The sequence below is a fragment of the Ancrocorticia populi genome (genome assembly GCF_003123745.1).
Taxonomy (GTDB): domain Bacteria; phylum Actinomycetota; class Actinomycetes; order Actinomycetales; family Actinomycetaceae; genus Ancrocorticia; species Ancrocorticia populi.
In genome coordinates, this window is record NZ_QETB01000002.1 from 17,636 (window position 1) to 33,542 (window position 15,907).

Annotated in this window: 18 protein-coding genes; 12 read left to right on the plus strand and 6 right to left on the minus strand. The window is 58.7% G+C overall.

Features of this window, described 5'->3' with window-relative positions:
* Position 1 precedes the first annotated feature (1 nt).
* Genes sufC through DD236_RS05120 form a run of 4 tightly spaced genes read left to right on the plus strand, consistent with a single transcriptional unit; the run spans position 2 to position 2,838 of the window.
* On the plus strand, positions 2-754 hold the full coding sequence (gene sufC, locus DD236_RS05105; RefSeq protein WP_109093316.1) for a Fe-S cluster assembly ATPase SufC: 753 nt from the start codon (positions 2-4) through the stop codon (positions 752-754).
* Entirely contained in the window at positions 754-2,010 is a 1,257-nt protein-coding gene (locus tag DD236_RS05110) for a SufS family cysteine desulfurase (protein WP_109093317.1), read from the plus strand. The genes sufC and DD236_RS05110 overlap by 1 nt, the downstream gene beginning before the upstream one ends.
* The gene (gene sufU, locus DD236_RS05115; RefSeq protein ID WP_109093318.1) at positions 2,010-2,483 is read left to right on the plus strand and encodes a Fe-S cluster assembly sulfur transfer protein SufU; all 474 of its coding nucleotides are present in this window, start codon (positions 2,010-2,012) and stop codon (positions 2,481-2,483) included. The genes DD236_RS05110 and sufU overlap by 1 nt, the downstream gene beginning before the upstream one ends.
* The gene (locus DD236_RS05120) at positions 2,476-2,838 is read left to right on the plus strand and encodes a metal-sulfur cluster assembly factor (RefSeq protein WP_109093319.1); all 363 of its coding nucleotides are present in this window, start codon (positions 2,476-2,478) and stop codon (positions 2,836-2,838) included. Before sufU ends, DD236_RS05120 begins: the two co-directional genes overlap by 8 nt.
* 20 nt (positions 2,839-2,858) lie before the next feature.
* Here DD236_RS05120 and DD236_RS05125 read toward each other — a convergent pair whose 3' ends face one another.
* Positions 2,859-4,853 (minus strand): GmrSD restriction endonuclease domain-containing protein, encoded by a 1,995-nt coding sequence (locus tag DD236_RS05125; RefSeq protein WP_165819831.1) that lies wholly within the window; start codon positions 4,851-4,853, stop codon positions 2,859-2,861.
* Between the two features lie 131 nt (positions 4,854-4,984).
* Between DD236_RS05125 and DD236_RS05130 the strand changes: the two genes are divergently transcribed.
* Both DD236_RS05130 and DD236_RS05135 read left to right on the plus strand, forming a co-directional pair.
* Positions 4,985-6,598 carry an ABC-F family ATP-binding cassette domain-containing protein gene (locus tag DD236_RS05130; protein WP_109093321.1) on the plus strand — a complete coding sequence of 538 codons (1,614 nt, stop codon included), beginning with the start codon at positions 4,985-4,987 and terminating at the stop codon, positions 6,596-6,598.
* Between the two features lie 16 nt (positions 6,599-6,614).
* Complete coding sequence (locus DD236_RS05135; RefSeq protein ID WP_109093322.1) at positions 6,615-7,106, plus strand: SixA phosphatase family protein; 492 nt, start codon at positions 6,615-6,617, stop codon at positions 7,104-7,106.
* Positions 7,107-7,110: 4 nt separating this feature from the next.
* Here DD236_RS05135 and DD236_RS05140 read toward each other — a convergent pair whose 3' ends face one another.
* From DD236_RS05140 to glgC, 3 genes are read right to left on the minus strand one after another with little or no spacing between them, the layout of a single operon-like run.
* A complete protein-coding gene (locus tag DD236_RS05140; protein ID WP_109093323.1) occupies positions 7,111-7,383 on the minus strand; it encodes a DUF6767 domain-containing protein in 273 nt (90 codons plus the stop codon).
* 39 nt (positions 7,384-7,422) lie between these two features.
* Positions 7,423-8,343: a phosphoserine phosphatase SerB gene (gene serB / locus DD236_RS05145; protein ID WP_243410005.1), complete on the minus strand. Its 921-nt coding sequence runs from the start codon at positions 8,341-8,343 to the stop codon at positions 7,423-7,425.
* A gap of 14 nt (positions 8,344-8,357) precedes the next feature.
* A complete protein-coding gene (gene glgC / locus DD236_RS05150; RefSeq protein WP_109093324.1) occupies positions 8,358-9,608 on the minus strand; it encodes a glucose-1-phosphate adenylyltransferase in 1,251 nt (416 codons plus the stop codon).
* A 147-nt stretch (positions 9,609-9,755) separates the two neighbouring features.
* Between glgC and glgA the strand changes: the two genes are divergently transcribed.
* The 6 genes from glgA (at position 9,756) to DD236_RS05180 (ending at position 14,826) form a co-directional block, all read left to right on the plus strand.
* Positions 9,756-10,994 carry a glycogen synthase gene (gene glgA, locus DD236_RS05155; RefSeq protein WP_109093325.1) on the plus strand — a complete coding sequence of 413 codons (1,239 nt, stop codon included), beginning with the start codon at positions 9,756-9,758 and terminating at the stop codon, positions 10,992-10,994.
* Between the two features lie 23 nt (positions 10,995-11,017).
* Positions 11,018-11,824, plus strand: a complete 807-nt coding sequence (locus DD236_RS05160; protein ID WP_109093326.1) for an ABC transporter ATP-binding protein — start codon at positions 11,018-11,020, stop codon at positions 11,822-11,824.
* A 90-nt stretch (positions 11,825-11,914) separates the two neighbouring features.
* Entirely contained in the window at positions 11,915-12,346 is a 432-nt protein-coding gene (locus tag DD236_RS05165; RefSeq protein WP_109093327.1) for an NfeD family protein, read from the plus strand.
* Positions 12,347-12,371: 25 nt separating this feature from the next.
* Complete coding sequence (locus tag DD236_RS05170; protein ID WP_109093328.1) at positions 12,372-13,502, plus strand: SPFH domain-containing protein; 1,131 nt, start codon at positions 12,372-12,374, stop codon at positions 13,500-13,502.
* Between the two features lie 106 nt (positions 13,503-13,608).
* Positions 13,609-14,463, plus strand: coding sequence for a TrmH family RNA methyltransferase (locus DD236_RS05175; protein WP_109093329.1), 855 nt, complete (start codon positions 13,609-13,611; stop codon positions 14,461-14,463).
* Between the two features lie 69 nt (positions 14,464-14,532).
* Positions 14,533-14,826 carry a helix-turn-helix domain-containing protein gene (locus tag DD236_RS05180; RefSeq protein WP_109093330.1) on the plus strand — a complete coding sequence of 98 codons (294 nt, stop codon included), beginning with the start codon at positions 14,533-14,535 and terminating at the stop codon, positions 14,824-14,826.
* Here DD236_RS05180 and DD236_RS05185 read toward each other — a convergent pair.
* Together DD236_RS05185 and DD236_RS05190 are read right to left on the minus strand one after the other, a co-directional pair.
* Positions 14,823-15,296, minus strand: coding sequence for a tRNA (cytidine(34)-2'-O)-methyltransferase (locus DD236_RS05185; RefSeq protein ID WP_207785700.1), 474 nt, complete (start codon positions 15,294-15,296; stop codon positions 14,823-14,825). The two genes, DD236_RS05180 and DD236_RS05185, sit on opposite strands and share 4 nt — an antisense overlap.
* A 38-nt stretch (positions 15,297-15,334) precedes the next feature.
* Positions 15,335-15,868, minus strand: a complete 534-nt coding sequence (locus DD236_RS05190) for a YbhB/YbcL family Raf kinase inhibitor-like protein (protein ID WP_109093332.1) — start codon at positions 15,866-15,868, stop codon at positions 15,335-15,337.
* Positions 15,869-15,907: the final 39 nt, after the last annotated feature.

Sequence of the window (15,907 nt, forward strand, 5' to 3'; positions counted from 1 at the left end):
CTTGTCCACTCTTGATATTCAAAACCTTCACGCCTCGGTTGAAACCACCGAGGGCCTCAAGCCGATCCTGCATGGTGTCAACTTGCATATCGGCGATGGAGAAGTTCACGCCGTCATGGGCCCGAACGGCTCCGGAAAGTCCACCACCGCCTACGCGTTGGCTGGCCATCCCAAGTATCACATCACCGAGGGTAAGGTGCTGCTGGATGGCGAAGACATTACGGATATGACCGCTGATGAGCGGGCGCGCGCGGGGCTCTTCCTCGCCATGCAGTACCCTGTTGAGGTTCCCGGAGTCTCCGTTACCAACTTCCTGCGTACCGCGAAGACAGCAATTGATGGTGAGGCGCCTAAGCTTCGCGATTGGTCGAAGAAGGTCAAGGAAGCCACCGCGAACCTTAAGGTGGATCCGGACTTCATCGCGCGTGATCTCAACGTTGGCTTCTCCGGTGGAGAGAAGAAGCGCACCGAGGTTCTCCAGATGGAACTGCTGGAGCCCAAGGTTGCCGTGCTTGATGAGACCGATTCCGGCCTTGACGTTGACGCCCTGCGGATCGTGTCTGAGGGTGTTGTGCATACCCACGAGAAGACGAATAACTCGATCCTTCTCATCACTCACTATTCGCGCATCCTGCAGTACATCAAGCCCGATTTCGTGCACGTGTTTGCCAACGGCCAGATCGTGAAGACCGGTGGCGCCGAACTTGCTGATGAGCTTGAGCAGACCGGATACGATGCGGTCGTGGGTGCCTGATGCCCTTTTCGCCGGCACCGCGCGGCGATTTCCCCATTCTGTCCCGAACAGTGCGTGGGGGAGCACCGCTGGTCTATCTTGATTCAGGTGCCACATCCCAACGCCCGCAGCGTGTCCTTGACGCGGTGCGGGCGATGGACGTGGAGCACAACGGAGCTGTCAAGCGCGGAGCTCACCAGCTGGCGGAGGAGGCGACCCTCGCCTACGAAGGGGCCCGGGATTCCGTTGCTCGCTTCGTGGGTGTAGATGCAGACGAGATTGTGTGGACCTCGGGTACCACCCAGTCCATCAATCTGCTCGCCTATGCCATGTCAGACGCCAGCGTAGGGCGTGGTCCCGAGCGGTTCGTGTTGGGCGAGGGGGACTCCGTAGTCGTCACTCGGGCCGAACACCATTCCAACATCGTGCCGTGGCAGGAACTCTGCTTGCGTACGGGAGCAACGCTCAAGTGGCTGGATCTTACGGACGATGGGCGTATCGATCTGGACACGCTGGACGTTATAGATTCCCACACCAAGGTCGTGGCTTTTACCCACGTCTCTAACGTGTCTGGTGCGATCTCTCCAGTGAATCAAATCGTGGCTGCCGCACACGCTGTTGGAGCCGTTACGGTTCTCGATGCGTGCCAGTCCGTTCCGCACATGCCGGTTGATTTCCGCGCACTTGGCGTGGACTTCGCGGCCTTCTCAGGGCACAAAATGCTCGGTCCTACTGGGGTTGGCGTGCTTTACGGGCGCCGGGAGCTTCTGGCGGACCTGCCTCCGTATCAGTTTGGCGGATCCATGATCGAGCTGGTGACGATGGAAGAGACCACATACGCGGATCCACCCGCACGGTTTGAGGCTGGTACTCAAGCAGTGGCCCAGATCGTGGGCATGGGTGAGGCGGCGGACTATCTCTCAGAGATAGGGATGGAAGAGATCGCGGCCCACGAGGCCAAACTGACGGCTATCATGCTTGACGGGATCAAGGAGATCCCCGGCGTGCGGCTACTTGGCCCGGTAGATTCTGTGGATCGAACAGGCGCGGCGGCCTTCCACGTGGAGGGTGTACATCCTCATGATGTGGGGCAGTACCTCGATTCTCTTGGTGTGGCCGTTCGCGTTGGGCATCATTGCGCTCAGCCGATCCACCGCCACTTTGGGGTTTTCGCCTCAACGCGTGCCTCGCTTGGCCCGTACAATACGGAAGAGGAAGTTGGCGTGTTTCTTCGCGCGCTAGCAGGCGTGCGGCCATACTTCCGTTTGGAGGATTAATGGACGATCTGGATGCGATGTACCAGCAGATCATCTTGGACGCCGCTCGTGAACGCCACGGCGAAGGCGAACTAGCTGAGCCAGATGGGGAGTCCTTTCAGGTCAACACCACCTGTGGCGATCAGGTGAATATGCAGGTCCAGTTGTCTCAAGACGGCAAGCGGATCGAGCACATCGGATGGCAGGGACAGGGATGTTCCATTTCGCAGGCATCCATTTCGATTATGACCGAAATGGTTGAGGGAAAAGACATCACCGAGGCCATGGATCTGTTCACGACCTTCCGTCACCTGATGGATACCCGCGGGCACGAACTGAGCGAGCAGGACGAGGACAAACTGGAGGACGCCGGCGCGTTCGTTGGAGTGTCCAAGTTTCCCATGAGAGTCAAGTGCGCGTTGCTGGGTTGGATGGCGATGCGAGATGCAACCGATCAGGCGCTGGGCGCCGATCTAGGAGGAAAAGATGACTGAGGAGAGAGAAGCCGCTCCCGCTTACCCGGGAAGCACCCCCGAGATCCCCGCGGTCACGGAGGAGGACATCCTCGAAGCTATGCGTGACGTCATTGATCCCGAGCTGGGGATCAACGTTGTGGATCTGGGCCTCGTGTACGGTGTCCACCTCGATGGCACGAAGCTAATCGTAGACATGACCCTCACGTCCGCGGCCTGCCCGCTCACCGATGTGATTGAGGATCAGTCGGCCATGGCCCTCGAAGGCATGGTCACCTCCATGCGCATCAACTGGGTGTGGCTGCCACCGTGGGGTCCCGAGCGCATCACACCCGATGGGCGCGAGATGCTTCAGGCTCTCGGCTTTAACGTGTAGCGATTTTTGACGTATAACGGTTAGGCGCGTTGCAGATAGCTTTCGTTGAGTTCGCCCAGCGATTTTCCATCTGCTTCGCGCCTCCATACTTTCAGCCCGCTCTGAGATGTGCCGGAAACGGAGCGCGCCGCAGCGGAAGCCGATGTTTCGATGGTTCCATCTTCAAGGGCGAAGCGGCCTTCCGCGGTGATTGTGACGCGATAGCTGTTGCCGAGGCGAGGGCGCTCCCACACGAACACATCGCCTTCGTGGATAAGCCCAACGCGTAGCAGGTCAATATTCTTGACTTGGCGGCCACCGCGTGCCGAAGCTCGGGAGCCAAGGAGAAGGCGGTCCTCCTCAACGGCAGTCAGATCGATTCCCTCAGAATCTTGGCGAATTGACCAGTAATCACAGATGGACCGCACGATGGCTGTCTGCCTCTCGTTTAGCACATCATCGGTCCACTCAGGCAGGTCCTGGAGCTGAGAAGTCAGTACGTAGGCATCTCCGACTCCTAGGATCTTCTTGCGGCGAGTGGAGTAGTCCGATGAGCTTCTGAGGTTGGCCGGGCGGGCCGAGGTTAGCACGATGTTGGCCAGCCTGTCGTACCAGTAGTTTTGCTGAGAGGGCGATAGGCCAGCCCACTTCAATGATGGGTCTTTAGAGGGGATGACCCGGACGGCGTTGAGAGCCCGGCGTGTGGGCAGGCTGGCAAGCCCCTCTGCCTGTGCGTTAGCACGCTGGAGAACAATTTTCGCCAGTGGGCTGTTCGTGGCGAATGCGCCGCGAAGGTTGCTCACGGCCTTCCTGCGTAACTCATCGGACACACCGAATATCTGGGTGGGCGGAGTTCCGTCCTTCAGATCGCGGATAATCTGGACAATTCGTCCCACCCGCTGGCTGTGTGCCGTATGGGCAAGAGCGTCTATCCCAATCACCCGCTCTAAATCGCGAAGCAGTTCAGCCTGCCGTTGCGGGTTGTCGTCAAGGTTCCGAAGAATCCACATGGCGGCAGCATGCCACTCGCGAGAGTTGTACTGGCTGAGAAGGTTGAGTTCTTCCCAGACTTCCGGCTTCTCGTTACGAGAATCGGGGCGGCGAATACGCTCGTAGATCGCGGAATAGGGTAGGAGAACGTGTTCGATGAATTCGTCGTTCCGATCGGGCTCATAGGCCGCTAGCAGCTTCTCCGGGAAATCGTCGATGAGGTCACCGGCCAGCGGTTCTCCCTGCTCCACTATGAAGATGTTTCGGAGGAATTCCTCGAAGTCTGGGCCGTGGGTTTCTGTGATGGCATCCCACTTCTGGGCGTATTCTGCCTGCAGATCGGCGTTGATCGAGGAGACTACGCGGGCCTTGAGGATATCGGACGGGCCAAGTGGAATGCCCCGATCGTTGAGCACATGGAACATGCGGTAGGCATCCGCGTAATCGCTAGAACCCACCATGACAACGGCTACCTCCCTCAGGAGGTAGCGGGCGATTTGGCGCCGTTCGGCGGAATCGTACGTGGCGTCCAAGTAGTCATAGAAAGCTCGCGTGTTTTCAATCATGCGCCGCTGGGCGTGTGTGGAGGTGTCCTCGTAGGACAGTGCGAACAGCTCCTCGACGGAGCCTTCTTGGACGTAGGTTCGGACAAATTCGCGGTCCAATTCGCGCAGCACTAGACGAGGGCTCGCCTTGCGCCCAACCACAGGATCGCCTGGATCGTTGAGGCGGTAGTCCAGAGACTCGCGGAACTGGTCATCATCTTCGAGATCCCGCAGCGATGCGAGCAGCAACATGAGAGTAGTGATGCGCTGTTGGCCATCGATCACGTCCCATGTGGCACCCGATTCTTCCGAACCAACTAACACGAGCGAGCCAAGGAAGTACGTGGATCGTCCCCTTGTACAGGCTTCGGCGATATCGTCTAACAGCTGCATCGCCTGCTCGGTTTCCCACACGTACTCCCGCTGGAAATCGGGTATACGCAGGAGGAACGCCTCACTAAAGAGCTGTTCCAGCCTGAGTTCTTGGACCTGTAGAGCCACGTTTCCTCCGCCAGTTGGGTACGCAATATCAATACCGTCCCCATACTAATGGCTTTGAGGCTGACGTGGGTTGCGATACACCCCGGTCTGGGGATTGGGCGCGAGTGGTAAAGCTTTGTAGGCTAGAGCGCGTGATTAATGCCCAAGACCTGACCATGCGAATCGGTACGCGTGAACTGATTGCGAACGCTAGCTTCCGTATTGATAAGGGAATGCGGATCGGGCTGGTGGGGCGTAATGGCGCGGGTAAGACCACGCTGACACGCCTGCTGGCAGGGGAAGGCGTCACCTCCGAGGTTATCGAGCACACCGGTCAGATCAACCGCAGTGGGAAGATCGGGTATCTCCCTCAGGACACCCATACGGGTGATCCCGAGCAGATAGCGCGCGATCGCATCCTTTCCGTTCGGGATATCGATAAGACGATTCGCCGTATTCTCAAGGCGGAAAAGGAAATGTCCACAACCGAGGGCGCACGCCAGATGAAGGCGATGGAGCGCTACGTCAGGTTGGACCAAGAATTCACTGCGGCCGGCGGCTGGGCCGCCAACGCGGAGGCCGCCCAGATGGCCGCTGCGCTCGGGCTACCTGAGCGGGTACTGGACCAGACCCTAGCAACACTCTCTGGCGGACAGCGCCGGAGAGTGGAGCTGGCGCGGATACTCTTTTCTCAGGCAGAAACCCTGCTGCTGGATGAGCCAACCAACCACTTGGACCACGATTCGATCGTGTGGTTACGTGATTACCTCAAGGTGTACCGCGGGGGATTCGTGGTGATCTCGCATTCGGTGGAGCTTCTTGAAGATACCGTGAATGCGGTGTGGCACTTGGACGCCAACCGCGCATCCTTGGATGTATACAACATGGGGTGGAAGCAGTATCAGGCTCAGCGCGAAACCGACGAGCGTAGGCGGCGCCGTGAGCGTGCCAATGCAGAAAAGAAGGCGCAGACGCTCCTTGCCCAAGCAGACAAGTTGCACGCGAAGGCAACAAAGGCGGTTGCTGCCCAGAATATGGCGCGCCGCGCAGGCAAGCTCCTCGAAGGTACCGAAGAAGCTCGGCGTGCGGACAAGGTGGCGAACCTACGTTTCCCTGCGCCAGCGCACTGTGGGCGTACGCCGCTCACTGCTAAGGGGCTGTCCAAGTCATATGGATCCCTCGAAGTATTTACCGGTGTGGATCTGGCGATTGATCGTGGGAGCCGTGTTGTAGTGCTCGGACTGAACGGTACGGGAAAAACGACGCTGTTACGGTTGCTATCGCGAGTTGAGGAACCCGACAGTGGCAGCGTCATCGATGGTTTCGGGCTCAAACTTGGGTACTACGCGCAGGAACACGAGACGATCGATCTGGACAAGACGGTAGTGGAGAACCTTCGCTACGTTGCACCGGAGCTAGACGATACTCACGTGCGCTCGGTTCTCGGCTCCTTCCTGTTCTCCGGGGAAGACGCTGATAAGCCGTCTTCGGTGCTTTCCGGTGGAGAAAAGACGCGACTGGCGCTGGCGATGCTGGTGGTGTCCGCTGCCAACGTTCTGCTGTTGGACGAGCCAACAAATAATCTTGATCCCGCCTCACGCGAGGAGATCCTCAACGCATTGCGCAAGTACGAGGGCGCCGTCATCCTCGTAACCCACGACGAGGGCGCGGTCGAAGCTCTTCAGCCCGAGCGCGTACTGCTGCTGCCCGATGGAGATGAGGACCTGTGGTCCGATGACTATCTGGATCTCATCGCCCTTGCCTAACCTGTAGGCTTGGCCCATGCCACAACTCATTCTGATGCGACACGCCAAGGCCGCCAACGGCAGCCGAGATTTCAAACGTCCCTTGAGCCGTACGGGCAGGGAGCAGGCGAACGCGCAGGCTGGCCCGCTCTCCGCCCGCGCGGCCCACATCGATCTGGTATTGGTATCTGCTGCTGAACGCACAATGCAAACCCTTGAGGGGCTAAAGTCTGGCGGCTTGCAGGTGGGGGAGGTTCGCTCAAGCGAGGAGCTCTACGGCGCTGGATGGCACGATCTGTTGGCTATGCTCCGAGAGGTCCCCAGTTCCACCGGTACGGTTCTAGTGGTAGGGCATGAGCCAACCATGTCGATCACCTCCGCTATGCTCGCCTCTGAGGACTCTCCGGGCTACGGAGAACTCCGTGCGGGTTTCCCCACGGCAACGGCCGCGATTGGCACGTTACCGGAATGGCGCACGCTTGAAGAAGGCGGGCTAACCCTCAGCGAGGTTCTCCGGGTGGCAATTTAGCGGCTCACCACGAGGCTGGCATTCCCGTCACTAATCCCTGACTAGGGGGACTTGCAGGGGCGCCGGTGGGCTCAGCTGCTTTGTGCGCCTTCTTACGCTCTTCGCGGCGCTGGCGTGCCCATGCCGAATATCCCTTGGCCCATTGAGCTTTCAGCTCCGGATCGGACATTACGAGGGCCACAGTTTGGCAATCTTCGGGGCCGGTCACATACGGTTGGCACAAAGTACAGGGTTCACCGTATCGCAGTGGGCACTTTGGAGCGTTGGCGTTGGACACGTAGCCATTGTACGAGCGTTACGTGCTAGGTGCCGTCGCCTAGCTCACCGCGTCCCATCCAAGAAGAGCAATGAGGATGTCCAGCCGTGGGCTGGTAATCGCGGAGTCAGCGCTCTCCAGTACCACCGGCTTCGCGCAGAAGGCCACCGAGAGCCCTGCGATCTCCATCATCCCCAGATCGTTTGCGCCGTCTCCCACGGCGACTGTCCGGTCAAGCGGGACGTCTAATGTTTCAGCCCAGTGGGTGAGCGCCTGTGCCTTGGCCGCTCGGTCAATGATCGGTCCGCGCGTCCGGCCCGTCAGCCGTCCGTCTGCGACCTCGAGGCGATTAGCGAGTAGACGATCCACCCCAAGCGGATAGGCGAAGCGGTCCACCACCTCGTGGAACCCTCCCGAAACAAGTCCGAAGATACCCCCGTGGGCGTGTACCGCAGCAACGAGTTCGCGCGCACCCTGATGCACGATGACGCTCTGCGCCGCCTCCTCGAAAACCGTGGCTTGAACGCCGCCCAGAGTTGCCACGCGTTCGGTAAGAGATCCGGCGAAGTCGAGTTCGCCCGCCATCGCGCGCGTGGTGATATCGCGGACCTGCTCTTCGCTCCCGGCGGCGGCCGCGAGCATCTCGATCACTTCGTTGGCGATGAATGTGGAGTCCACGTCTGTCACTACCAGCGCCGGGCCGTCTGTAGCCATTTCGCCTGTTAGAAACGCAGCATCCACACGCAGTGCTAGAGCGGGCCCGCGCAGTTCCTCACGTAGCCAACCCCTATCGAGTTCCTTGCGCGCCCGCCCCAAGAAGCTCCGAGTGAAGAGTCCGGCCACCGACGGCTCGATGATGGTGGTATCCGAGCAGGCCTCCTCCAGCACGTGGGCGGTGTGGGCCGAAAGCCCGGGAGGAAGCGGGGAAGATGAGGCGAGGGAGAACCTGACAGGCTCTCCCTCGCGAATAGTCTGGCTCATGGCCTAGAGACTACCTATTTAGGAACGCGCATGCCCTTGGGTACCACCGTGATGCCCTCGGGTGAAACGTCTAGGCCGCGTTCGCGGTCCCTGTCGTGATCAACGCCAACGCTGGCACCCTCTTCGATCACAGCGTGCTTATCAATGATGGCATTGACAATGGTGGCGTTGCGCATCACTTGAACGCCGTCGAACACAACGGATTGCCGGACGGATGCCCACGAATTCACGCGCACCCCGGGTGAAAGCACCGAACCTATCACTTCGCCACCGGAGATGATTACTCCCGGAGAGATGATCGAATCGAGCGCGTGCCCCAGCCTCTCGTGATGTCCGTACACGAACTTCGCCGGGGGAAGGCCGGTGTAGCCGGTCAGGAGCGGCCAGCGATCGTTGTACAGGTTGAAGACGGGCTCCACAGAGATGAGATCCATGTTTGCGTCGTAAAAAGCATCAATCGTACCCACGTCGCGCCAATACTTCTTGTCGCGTTCCTTGGCCCCTGGCACATCGTTGAACGTGAAGTCGTAAACCCCGCAGTTTCCCTGTTCCACGAACGAGGGAACAATGTTTCCACCCATATCGTGGTTGGATTCGTCCTCTGCGGCATCCTCCATGAGCGCCTTATAAAGAGCCTCGGTAGAGAATACGTAGTTGCCCATCGACGCGAGGAACTCGTCTGGCGAATCTGGAAGCCCGAGGCCGGTGGTGTCCTTGGGCTTCTCGAGGAAACGAGAGACCTTGAGCGGATTGTCATCATCAACATCGATGACGCCGAAGGAAGGAGCAAGGTCGAGTGGTTGGCGGATGCCGGCAATCGTGAGATCGAAGCCGGAGTCAATGTGCTGCTGGACCATCTGTGAGAAGTCCATGCGGTAAATGTTGTCTGCCCCGGTGACCAACACGATATCGGGGCGCTCATCATCGAGCACGTTCAAGGACTGATAGATCGCATCGGCCGATCCGAGGAACCAGTTCTTCCCGCGGCGTTGCTGGGCGGGAACCGGTGCTACATAGTTGCCCAAGAGGTTGGACATCTGCCACGTCTTCGTGATGTGTCTGTCAAGCGAGTGGGACTTGTACTGGGTAAGGACGATGACTTTGAGATAGCCGGAGTTCACGATGTTGCTCAGGGCAAAATCGATAAGCCGGTAAATCCCGCCGAAAGGAACTGCGGGTTTCGCGCGGTCTTGGGTTAGCGGCATCAGACGCTTCCCCTCACCGCCTGCTAAGACGATACTGAGTACCCGTGGATTTGTTTTCATGAAACCACCATACCTAATGGGAGTGATCCAGCGCACGTTTGCCCGTATCGGCGAAATCGGTATTCCAGTCCGATTGATTGGGACAATGGAGGCTCATTTGCCACTAGAGTGGTGCAGGAGGCATTCATTCAACGAGGAGGTCCAGCAATGCGAGTTGATCTGCTAACCCGTGAGTATCCACCACACGTCTACGGTGGAGCGGGGGTGCACGTAACTGAGTTGGCGAAGGTTCTGGGTGAACATGCCGAGGTACAGGTTCGTGCGTTCGATGGCGAGAGGTCAAAGCAAGACCTTGAGGGGCTCCCCGCGGGCGTCTCTCTGACTGGATACGAGTACCTTCAGGGGTTAGAGGACGCTAACGCGGCCCTGCGTACGCTTTCAGTGGATCTGGCTATCGCCGAGGACCTTCGGGGAGCTGACATCGCGCACTCCCATACGTGGTACGCCAACATGGCGGGCCACCTTGGCTCGTTGCTCTACGATATTCCTCACGTTGTTTCTGCTCATTCGCTTGAGCCCTTACGCCCGTGGAAGCGTGAACAGCTCGGAGGTGGCTACAACGTATCGTCTTGGGCGGAGCGGACGGCCTATGAAGCCGCCGCTGGAATCGTGGCCGTTTCCAACGGTATGCGAGAAGATATCCTGCGCGCTTACCCGAAGATTGATCCCGATCGCGTGCGGGTGATCCACAACGGCATTGACCTAGAGGATTGGAAGGCGCCGCAAACCGACGAGGGATGGGATCAGGCCCGCGAGTTCTTCTCCTCCTACGGCCTTGACTCAGATCGCCCCACGATCATCTTCGTTGGCCGAATCACTCGTCAAAAGGGAGTGCCAGGGTTGCTCCGCGCGCTCGGGAAGATTTCCCCGGAGATTCAGGTAATTCTGTGTGCGGGTGCACCCGACACCCCGGCTATTGCAGAGGAGACGCGCCGCCTTGTTGAGGACCTCCAGAAGACGCGCGATTCGGTTGTGTGGATTGACGATATGCTTCCGCACGATCGCATTGTCCAGCTTGAAGCATGTTCCACAGTGTTCGTGACTCCTTCTATTTACGAGCCGCTCGGCATCGTAAACTTGGAGGCAATGGCAGTTAATTTGCCAGTAGTTGGGACAGCCACCGGAGGTATTCCGGATTGTATCGACGACGGCGTGACCGGCACCCTCGTGCCCATCGAGCAGGTGGACGATGGGACGGGCACACCGATTCACCCCGAGCAGTTTGAGTCCGATTTGGCCAAGGCACTAGAGGACATGTGCTCGGATCTCGATCGCGCCAAGAAGATGGGAGCAGCCGGGCGTAAGCGGGTTGAAGACCAGTTCTCATGGGAGTCAATTGGTGTCAAGACCATGCAGTTCTACCGGGACGTTATCGCTGGGTTTTAGTCAGGCTGGTCTAGGGTAGAACCATGCGTGATGTGTTGGAACTAAAAGACGTTATCGTCAAGCGCGGTGGACGCAATATTCTGGATGGAGTCAACTGGCGGGTTAACGAAGGTGAGCGGTGGGTTGTACTAGGGCCTAATGGCGCGGGTAAAACCACCTCGATTCAACTGGCGGCCGGACGGATGCATCCCTCTAGCGGCACGGTGACCATTGTGGGGGAGACCCTCGGGCGCGTTGATGTGAACGAGCTCCGGCCACTCGTGGGTCTCACTTCTGCCTCACTTGATACCCGGATTCCGGCGGGCCAGCGCGTTCTTGACGTTGTGCGCACGGCAGCCTATGGGCATCTGGCGAGGTGGCGTGAGATATACGAGGATGAGGACACGGCGCGCGCTCAGCAACTGCTTGACGGTTTGGGGGTTGGCAGCCTAGCGGATCGGGTGTTTAATACGATCTCCTCGGGAGAAACCAAGCGAGTGGGTATCGCCCGGGCCCTCATGCCCAATCCCGAGGTGCTCATTCTAGATGAGCCCACCTCGGGGCTTGATTTGGGAGGCCGCGAATCGCTGCTGGAAACCCTGACAGGACTGGCTGCCCAGCCATATGCTCCCGTTCTCATCTTGGTGACCCATCACGTCGAGGAGATCCCCGAGGGCTTCACTCATGCGTTGCTCTTGAAGGACGGGACGGTGTTCGCGGCCGGCCCGATCTCCGAAACGATCACTTCCTTCAATCTGTCGCGGGTTTTCGGCTTGCCTCTTGAGGTTGAGAGTTCGCACGGGCGCTACACCGCACGTGCGTTGCGTCGGGAGGAACGCCAAAGTCTCTAGTTGGGCCCTTTGTCCCTCGATAACCGCAAACCTGTACACTGACTTGCAACGGCCGCCACGGAGCGCCACACGACCGGGAGGATTTCCGCCATGAGCTGGTACATTTGGCTGATTGTTGCCATCGTATGTTTCATCATCGAAACCTTCACGGTGGAGTTCACATTCTTGATGCTCGGCGGATCGGCTCTTATTGCAACGGGCGTTGCCTTTGGAACAGAGAGCATTGTATGGCAAGTTCTCGCCTTCTCTTTGGCGGCACTTGTTCTCATTCTTTTCGCCCGGCCATGGGCGCTAAAAAAGATGAACCCGAAAGGCGCTGCCGCGGGTAACGTATACGGGCAAGTTGGAAAAGCGGCTCGCACGCTCACGGGCGTAGACGAGCGGTCAGGCCGCGTCAAGATTGGTGGGGATGTGTGGTCAGCTCGCTCAGTGGGCGGATTGATCCCGGAGGGCAGTGACGTCGTCGTCGTCCAAATCGACGGTGCCACCGCGGTCGTGGCACCTCGCCCACCCCAACCGTAATCCCATCAACCATCGGAGGAACCATATGGAACCGGGCAATGTTGTAGGAATTCTTCTTATCCTGCTGCTCGTCCTTGTAGTTGTGTCTGTTTTTCGGGCGATCTTCAAGGTACATCAGGGATATACCGTAATTGTGGAGCGGCTAGGGCGCTACCACAAGACGTATCAGCCGGGGCTTCATTTCCTCGTGCCGTTCTTTGACACGATTCGTCAGCGAATCGATATGCGTGAGCAGGTTGTTCCGTTCCCGCCGCAAACGGTGATTACGTCGGATAACATCAACGTTTCGATCGATACTGTCATCTACTATCAGATCACTAACCCCGAGGCGGCAACATACGAGATCGCCAACCCTATGTCGGCTATTGAGCAGCTCTCAGTTACAACCATGCGTAACATCATTGGCACGATGGACATGGAGCAGGCGCTTACGGGCCGCGATCAGATCAACGGACAACTCCGTGGAGTGCTGGACGAAGCAACCGGACGCTGGGGTATCCGCGTTTCCCGCGTGGAGCTTAAGGCGATTGATCCGCCGGCAACCGTGCAGAGTGCCATGGAACAGCAGATGAAGGCCGAACGTGATCGCCGCGCAGCCATTCTCACCGCTGAAGGTGTCAAGCAGTCCGCTATTCTGACCGCTGAAGGTGAGAAGCAGTCCGCTATTCTTCGCGCCGAAGGTCAGGCACAGTCCACGATCTTGAAGGCTCAAGGTGAATCGCGAGCCATCCTTCAGGTGTTTGACGCTATCCATCGCGGCAACGCCGATCCGAAGCTGCTCTCCTACGAGTACATTCGGATGCTGCCGCAGATCGCTCAGTCTTCTTCCTCGAAGCTCTGGATGATCCCGTCCGATCTAACCTCTGCGCTGGACGCCGTATCTAAGGGCTTTAGCCAGCCGGCAGATGCAGACGATGACGGTTCCGATGCAAACGATGTGCCCGGGGCTCCACGTGTGCGGTTCCCCGAAAACGGCGAAATTGCCGATGCGTTGGCCTCCACCAACCTGCCAGATATTGATCAGGCGCTCGCCGATGCCAAGGGCGAGGCGAATAAGGCCACTGATGTGGCAGCCGAATCGGGCCAGCAGAGTGGACGGCGCTACAACCCGGATGCGGAAGCTGGGCAGCGTCCCGACGTGCCGGGTGGAATCTAAACTCAATAGCTAAAAAGGCGCGGACTGGGGAAAACTCGGTCCGCGCCTTTTGCTTTGGTGGTGGGAACGATTCGCGGGTAGCGGGATCGGCGTGCAACGATTAGGCGTGCTTATTCCGATAAACGATTTGGACGATCCGCGTCTTCTTGACTACACGCATCTAACCGATGTGGCGCTGCGGCGAAAGCTGGAAACGGACCATGGGCTGTACATGGCCGAGTCCACCAAGGTGATTATGCGCGCGATACAGGCGGGGCATACGCCGCGTTCGTTCCTTACGGATGCCCGCTGGTTGGCCGATCTTCAGCCGTGGATCGAGCAGGCCACCGGGAGTGCGGATGGTGGGGATCTGCCCGTATTCATCGGAGAAGAGGAAAAGCTTCAACAGATCACCGGGTTCCATCTGCATCGCGGTGCGTTGGCGGCGATGAACCGGCCGCCGTTGGCCGATCCGGTGGATCTTGTGCGTACGGCGCGAGCCGGAGGGCCCGCTCGCCGGATTGTGATCCTTGAGGGGCTTGTTGACCATACCAACGTTGGGGCGATTTTCCGCTCGGCGGCCGCCCTTGGGGTGGATGCCGTGCTTGTGAGCGACGATTGTGGGGATCCGCTTTATCGGCGTTCGGTGCGTGTGTCCATGGGAACGGTGTTCCAAATCCCGTGGACCCGAATTCACGAGTGGCCACGTTCTATCGAGCGGTTGCATCAAGCGGGTATTACCACGGCGGCTCTAGCCCTTCGGGATGACGCGATGGCGCTGAATGAGTTCGCGCGCTTGAAAGAGTGTACAGGAGAGGATTCGCGGGTAGCGCTCATCATGGGAACCGAGGGAGACGGGCTCAAGCAGCGAACCATTAGTGCCGCCAGCTACGCCGTGACTATTCCCATGGCTGGTCACGTGGATTCGCTTAATGTGGCGGCGGCCAGCGCGGTGGCGTGCTGGGAGCTGCGGCTTCCCTAGCAAGACGTTCTTAAAGACTACCGGGTATACCCCGTCGATGTGCGGGGCATACCCGGTGAAGGTGAAGCTATGGCCGAACCTTCACCTTTGGAAAAGAACATTGCATCCCTCTTCGCGAAAACTATCCGCGAGCGCCGCGAGGATCTGGGAATGTCTCAAGAAGAGGTGGCTCAGAAGGCGGGAATTGATCGCAATCACTATCAGCTCATGGAGCACGCGCGTTCTGACCGCAAGACAAATCGGCCAGCTAACCCGCAGATGTTCACTCTTTTGCGGTTGGCTGAGGCGCTCGATATGCCCCTCGAAGATCTTCTCGAGGGGATCTCTATCACCTATCGCCGTGAAAGCGGTGCCGGTGTTTAAGAGATAACGGAAGCCCCGGCGTAATCCAGTTGGCGCCATGCCTCGTAGACTGCGATAGATGCCGAGTTGGCTAGATTGAGCGAACGCAGGTGCGGCATCATGGGGATGCGCAGAGCTTTCTCGATCGCTGGGTGGGCAACAACGCTGGCGGGAAGTCCAGTGGGTTCGGGGCCGAAGAGGAGTACGTCCCCTTCTTGGTAGGAGACGTTGGCGAAACTGTTCTCCGTGTGTCCGGTAAATGCGAAGATTCGGTTGCCCGCTACGTCCGCAAGGAGCGCATCGAAATCCTTGTGGATCCGAAGGTCGGCGAGATCATGATAGTCAAGGCCAGCGCGCTTGAGGTGGGCATCGGAGAAGTTGAAGCCCAATGGCTCCACAAGATGCAGGGTTGAACCTGTGCATGCGGCGAGGCGGATAGCCGCTCCGGTATTGCCGGGGATGCGTGGCTCGAAAAAGACGATATGAAACACCCCCACATGGTACGCGGCTCGTGGGGGTGTTTGCGCTTTTATGGGCGTTGGTATGTGGTGGTTAGGCGCGCCCTAGCGATCGTATGGAAAAGTGCGGTAAATGCGGTTGTGGTAGCCGTGACGGCCGAGGCGTCTAGGCCAAGAGTGGGGACGTCAAGTGCGTGCACTGCAAAGATGTAGCGATGCGGACGATCGCCGGCAGGCGGGGCGGATCCCGCGTAGCGAGCTTCGCTCGCATCGTTGTTCACGTGAGCCGCGGGGTCTGGTAGGAGAATGTCGGAGCTACCCGCACCCTGATCCAGACTTGTTGTGGTGCGCGGTACGTCAAGGATTGTCCAATGCCAGTACCCGGCGGGAGTGGGTGCGTCGGGATCGAAGCAGGAGACGAGGAAGCTTTGAGTTTCCTCTGGGAAGCCTTCCCAGGAGAGTTGTGGGGAAAGGTTTGCTCCATCGGCTGTGTGGATGAGAGGTAGGGCCTCCCCATCGTGCATGTCCGTACTGGTGAGAGTGAATGACGGGCAAGGTGGGAGCAGGTTGTAAGGTTCGGGTGCGATTGGTCGTGTGATGTCCATAACACAACGCTAAATCATCGTGAGTTCCAAGCGAAAGAG

Bases quoted from the DNA above. Each gene is read 5' to 3' on its own strand.
- DD236_RS05135 (WP_109093322.1), top strand. From the start codon at position 6,615: ATGCCACAACTCATTCTGATGCGACACGCCAAGGCCGCCAACGGCAGC.
- DD236_RS05120 (WP_109093319.1), top strand. From the start codon at position 2,476: ATGACTGAGGAGAGAGAAGCCGCTCCCGCTTACCCGGGAAGCACCCCC.
- glgC (WP_109093324.1), bottom strand. From the start codon at position 9,608: ATGAAAACAAATCCACGGGTACTCAGTATCGTCTTAGCAGGCGGTGAG.
- DD236_RS05190 (WP_109093332.1), bottom strand. From the start codon at position 15,868: ATGGACATCACACGACCAATCGCACCCGAACCTTACAACCTGCTCCCA.
- DD236_RS05165 (WP_109093327.1), top strand. From the start codon at position 11,915: ATGAGCTGGTACATTTGGCTGATTGTTGCCATCGTATGTTTCATCATC.
- serB (WP_243410005.1), bottom strand. From the start codon at position 8,343: ATGAGCCAGACTATTCGCGAGGGAGAGCCTGTCAGGTTCTCCCTCGCC.
- DD236_RS05160 (WP_109093326.1), top strand. From the start codon at position 11,018: ATGCGTGATGTGTTGGAACTAAAAGACGTTATCGTCAAGCGCGGTGGA.
- DD236_RS05110 (WP_109093317.1), top strand. From the start codon at position 754: ATGCCCTTTTCGCCGGCACCGCGCGGCGATTTCCCCATTCTGTCCCGA.
- sufU (WP_109093318.1), top strand. From the start codon at position 2,010: ATGGACGATCTGGATGCGATGTACCAGCAGATCATCTTGGACGCCGCT.
- glgA (WP_109093325.1), top strand. From the start codon at position 9,756: ATGCGAGTTGATCTGCTAACCCGTGAGTATCCACCACACGTCTACGGT.
- DD236_RS05170 (WP_109093328.1), top strand. From the start codon at position 12,372: ATGGAACCGGGCAATGTTGTAGGAATTCTTCTTATCCTGCTGCTCGTC.
- DD236_RS05180 (WP_109093330.1), top strand. From the start codon at position 14,533: ATGGCCGAACCTTCACCTTTGGAAAAGAACATTGCATCCCTCTTCGCG.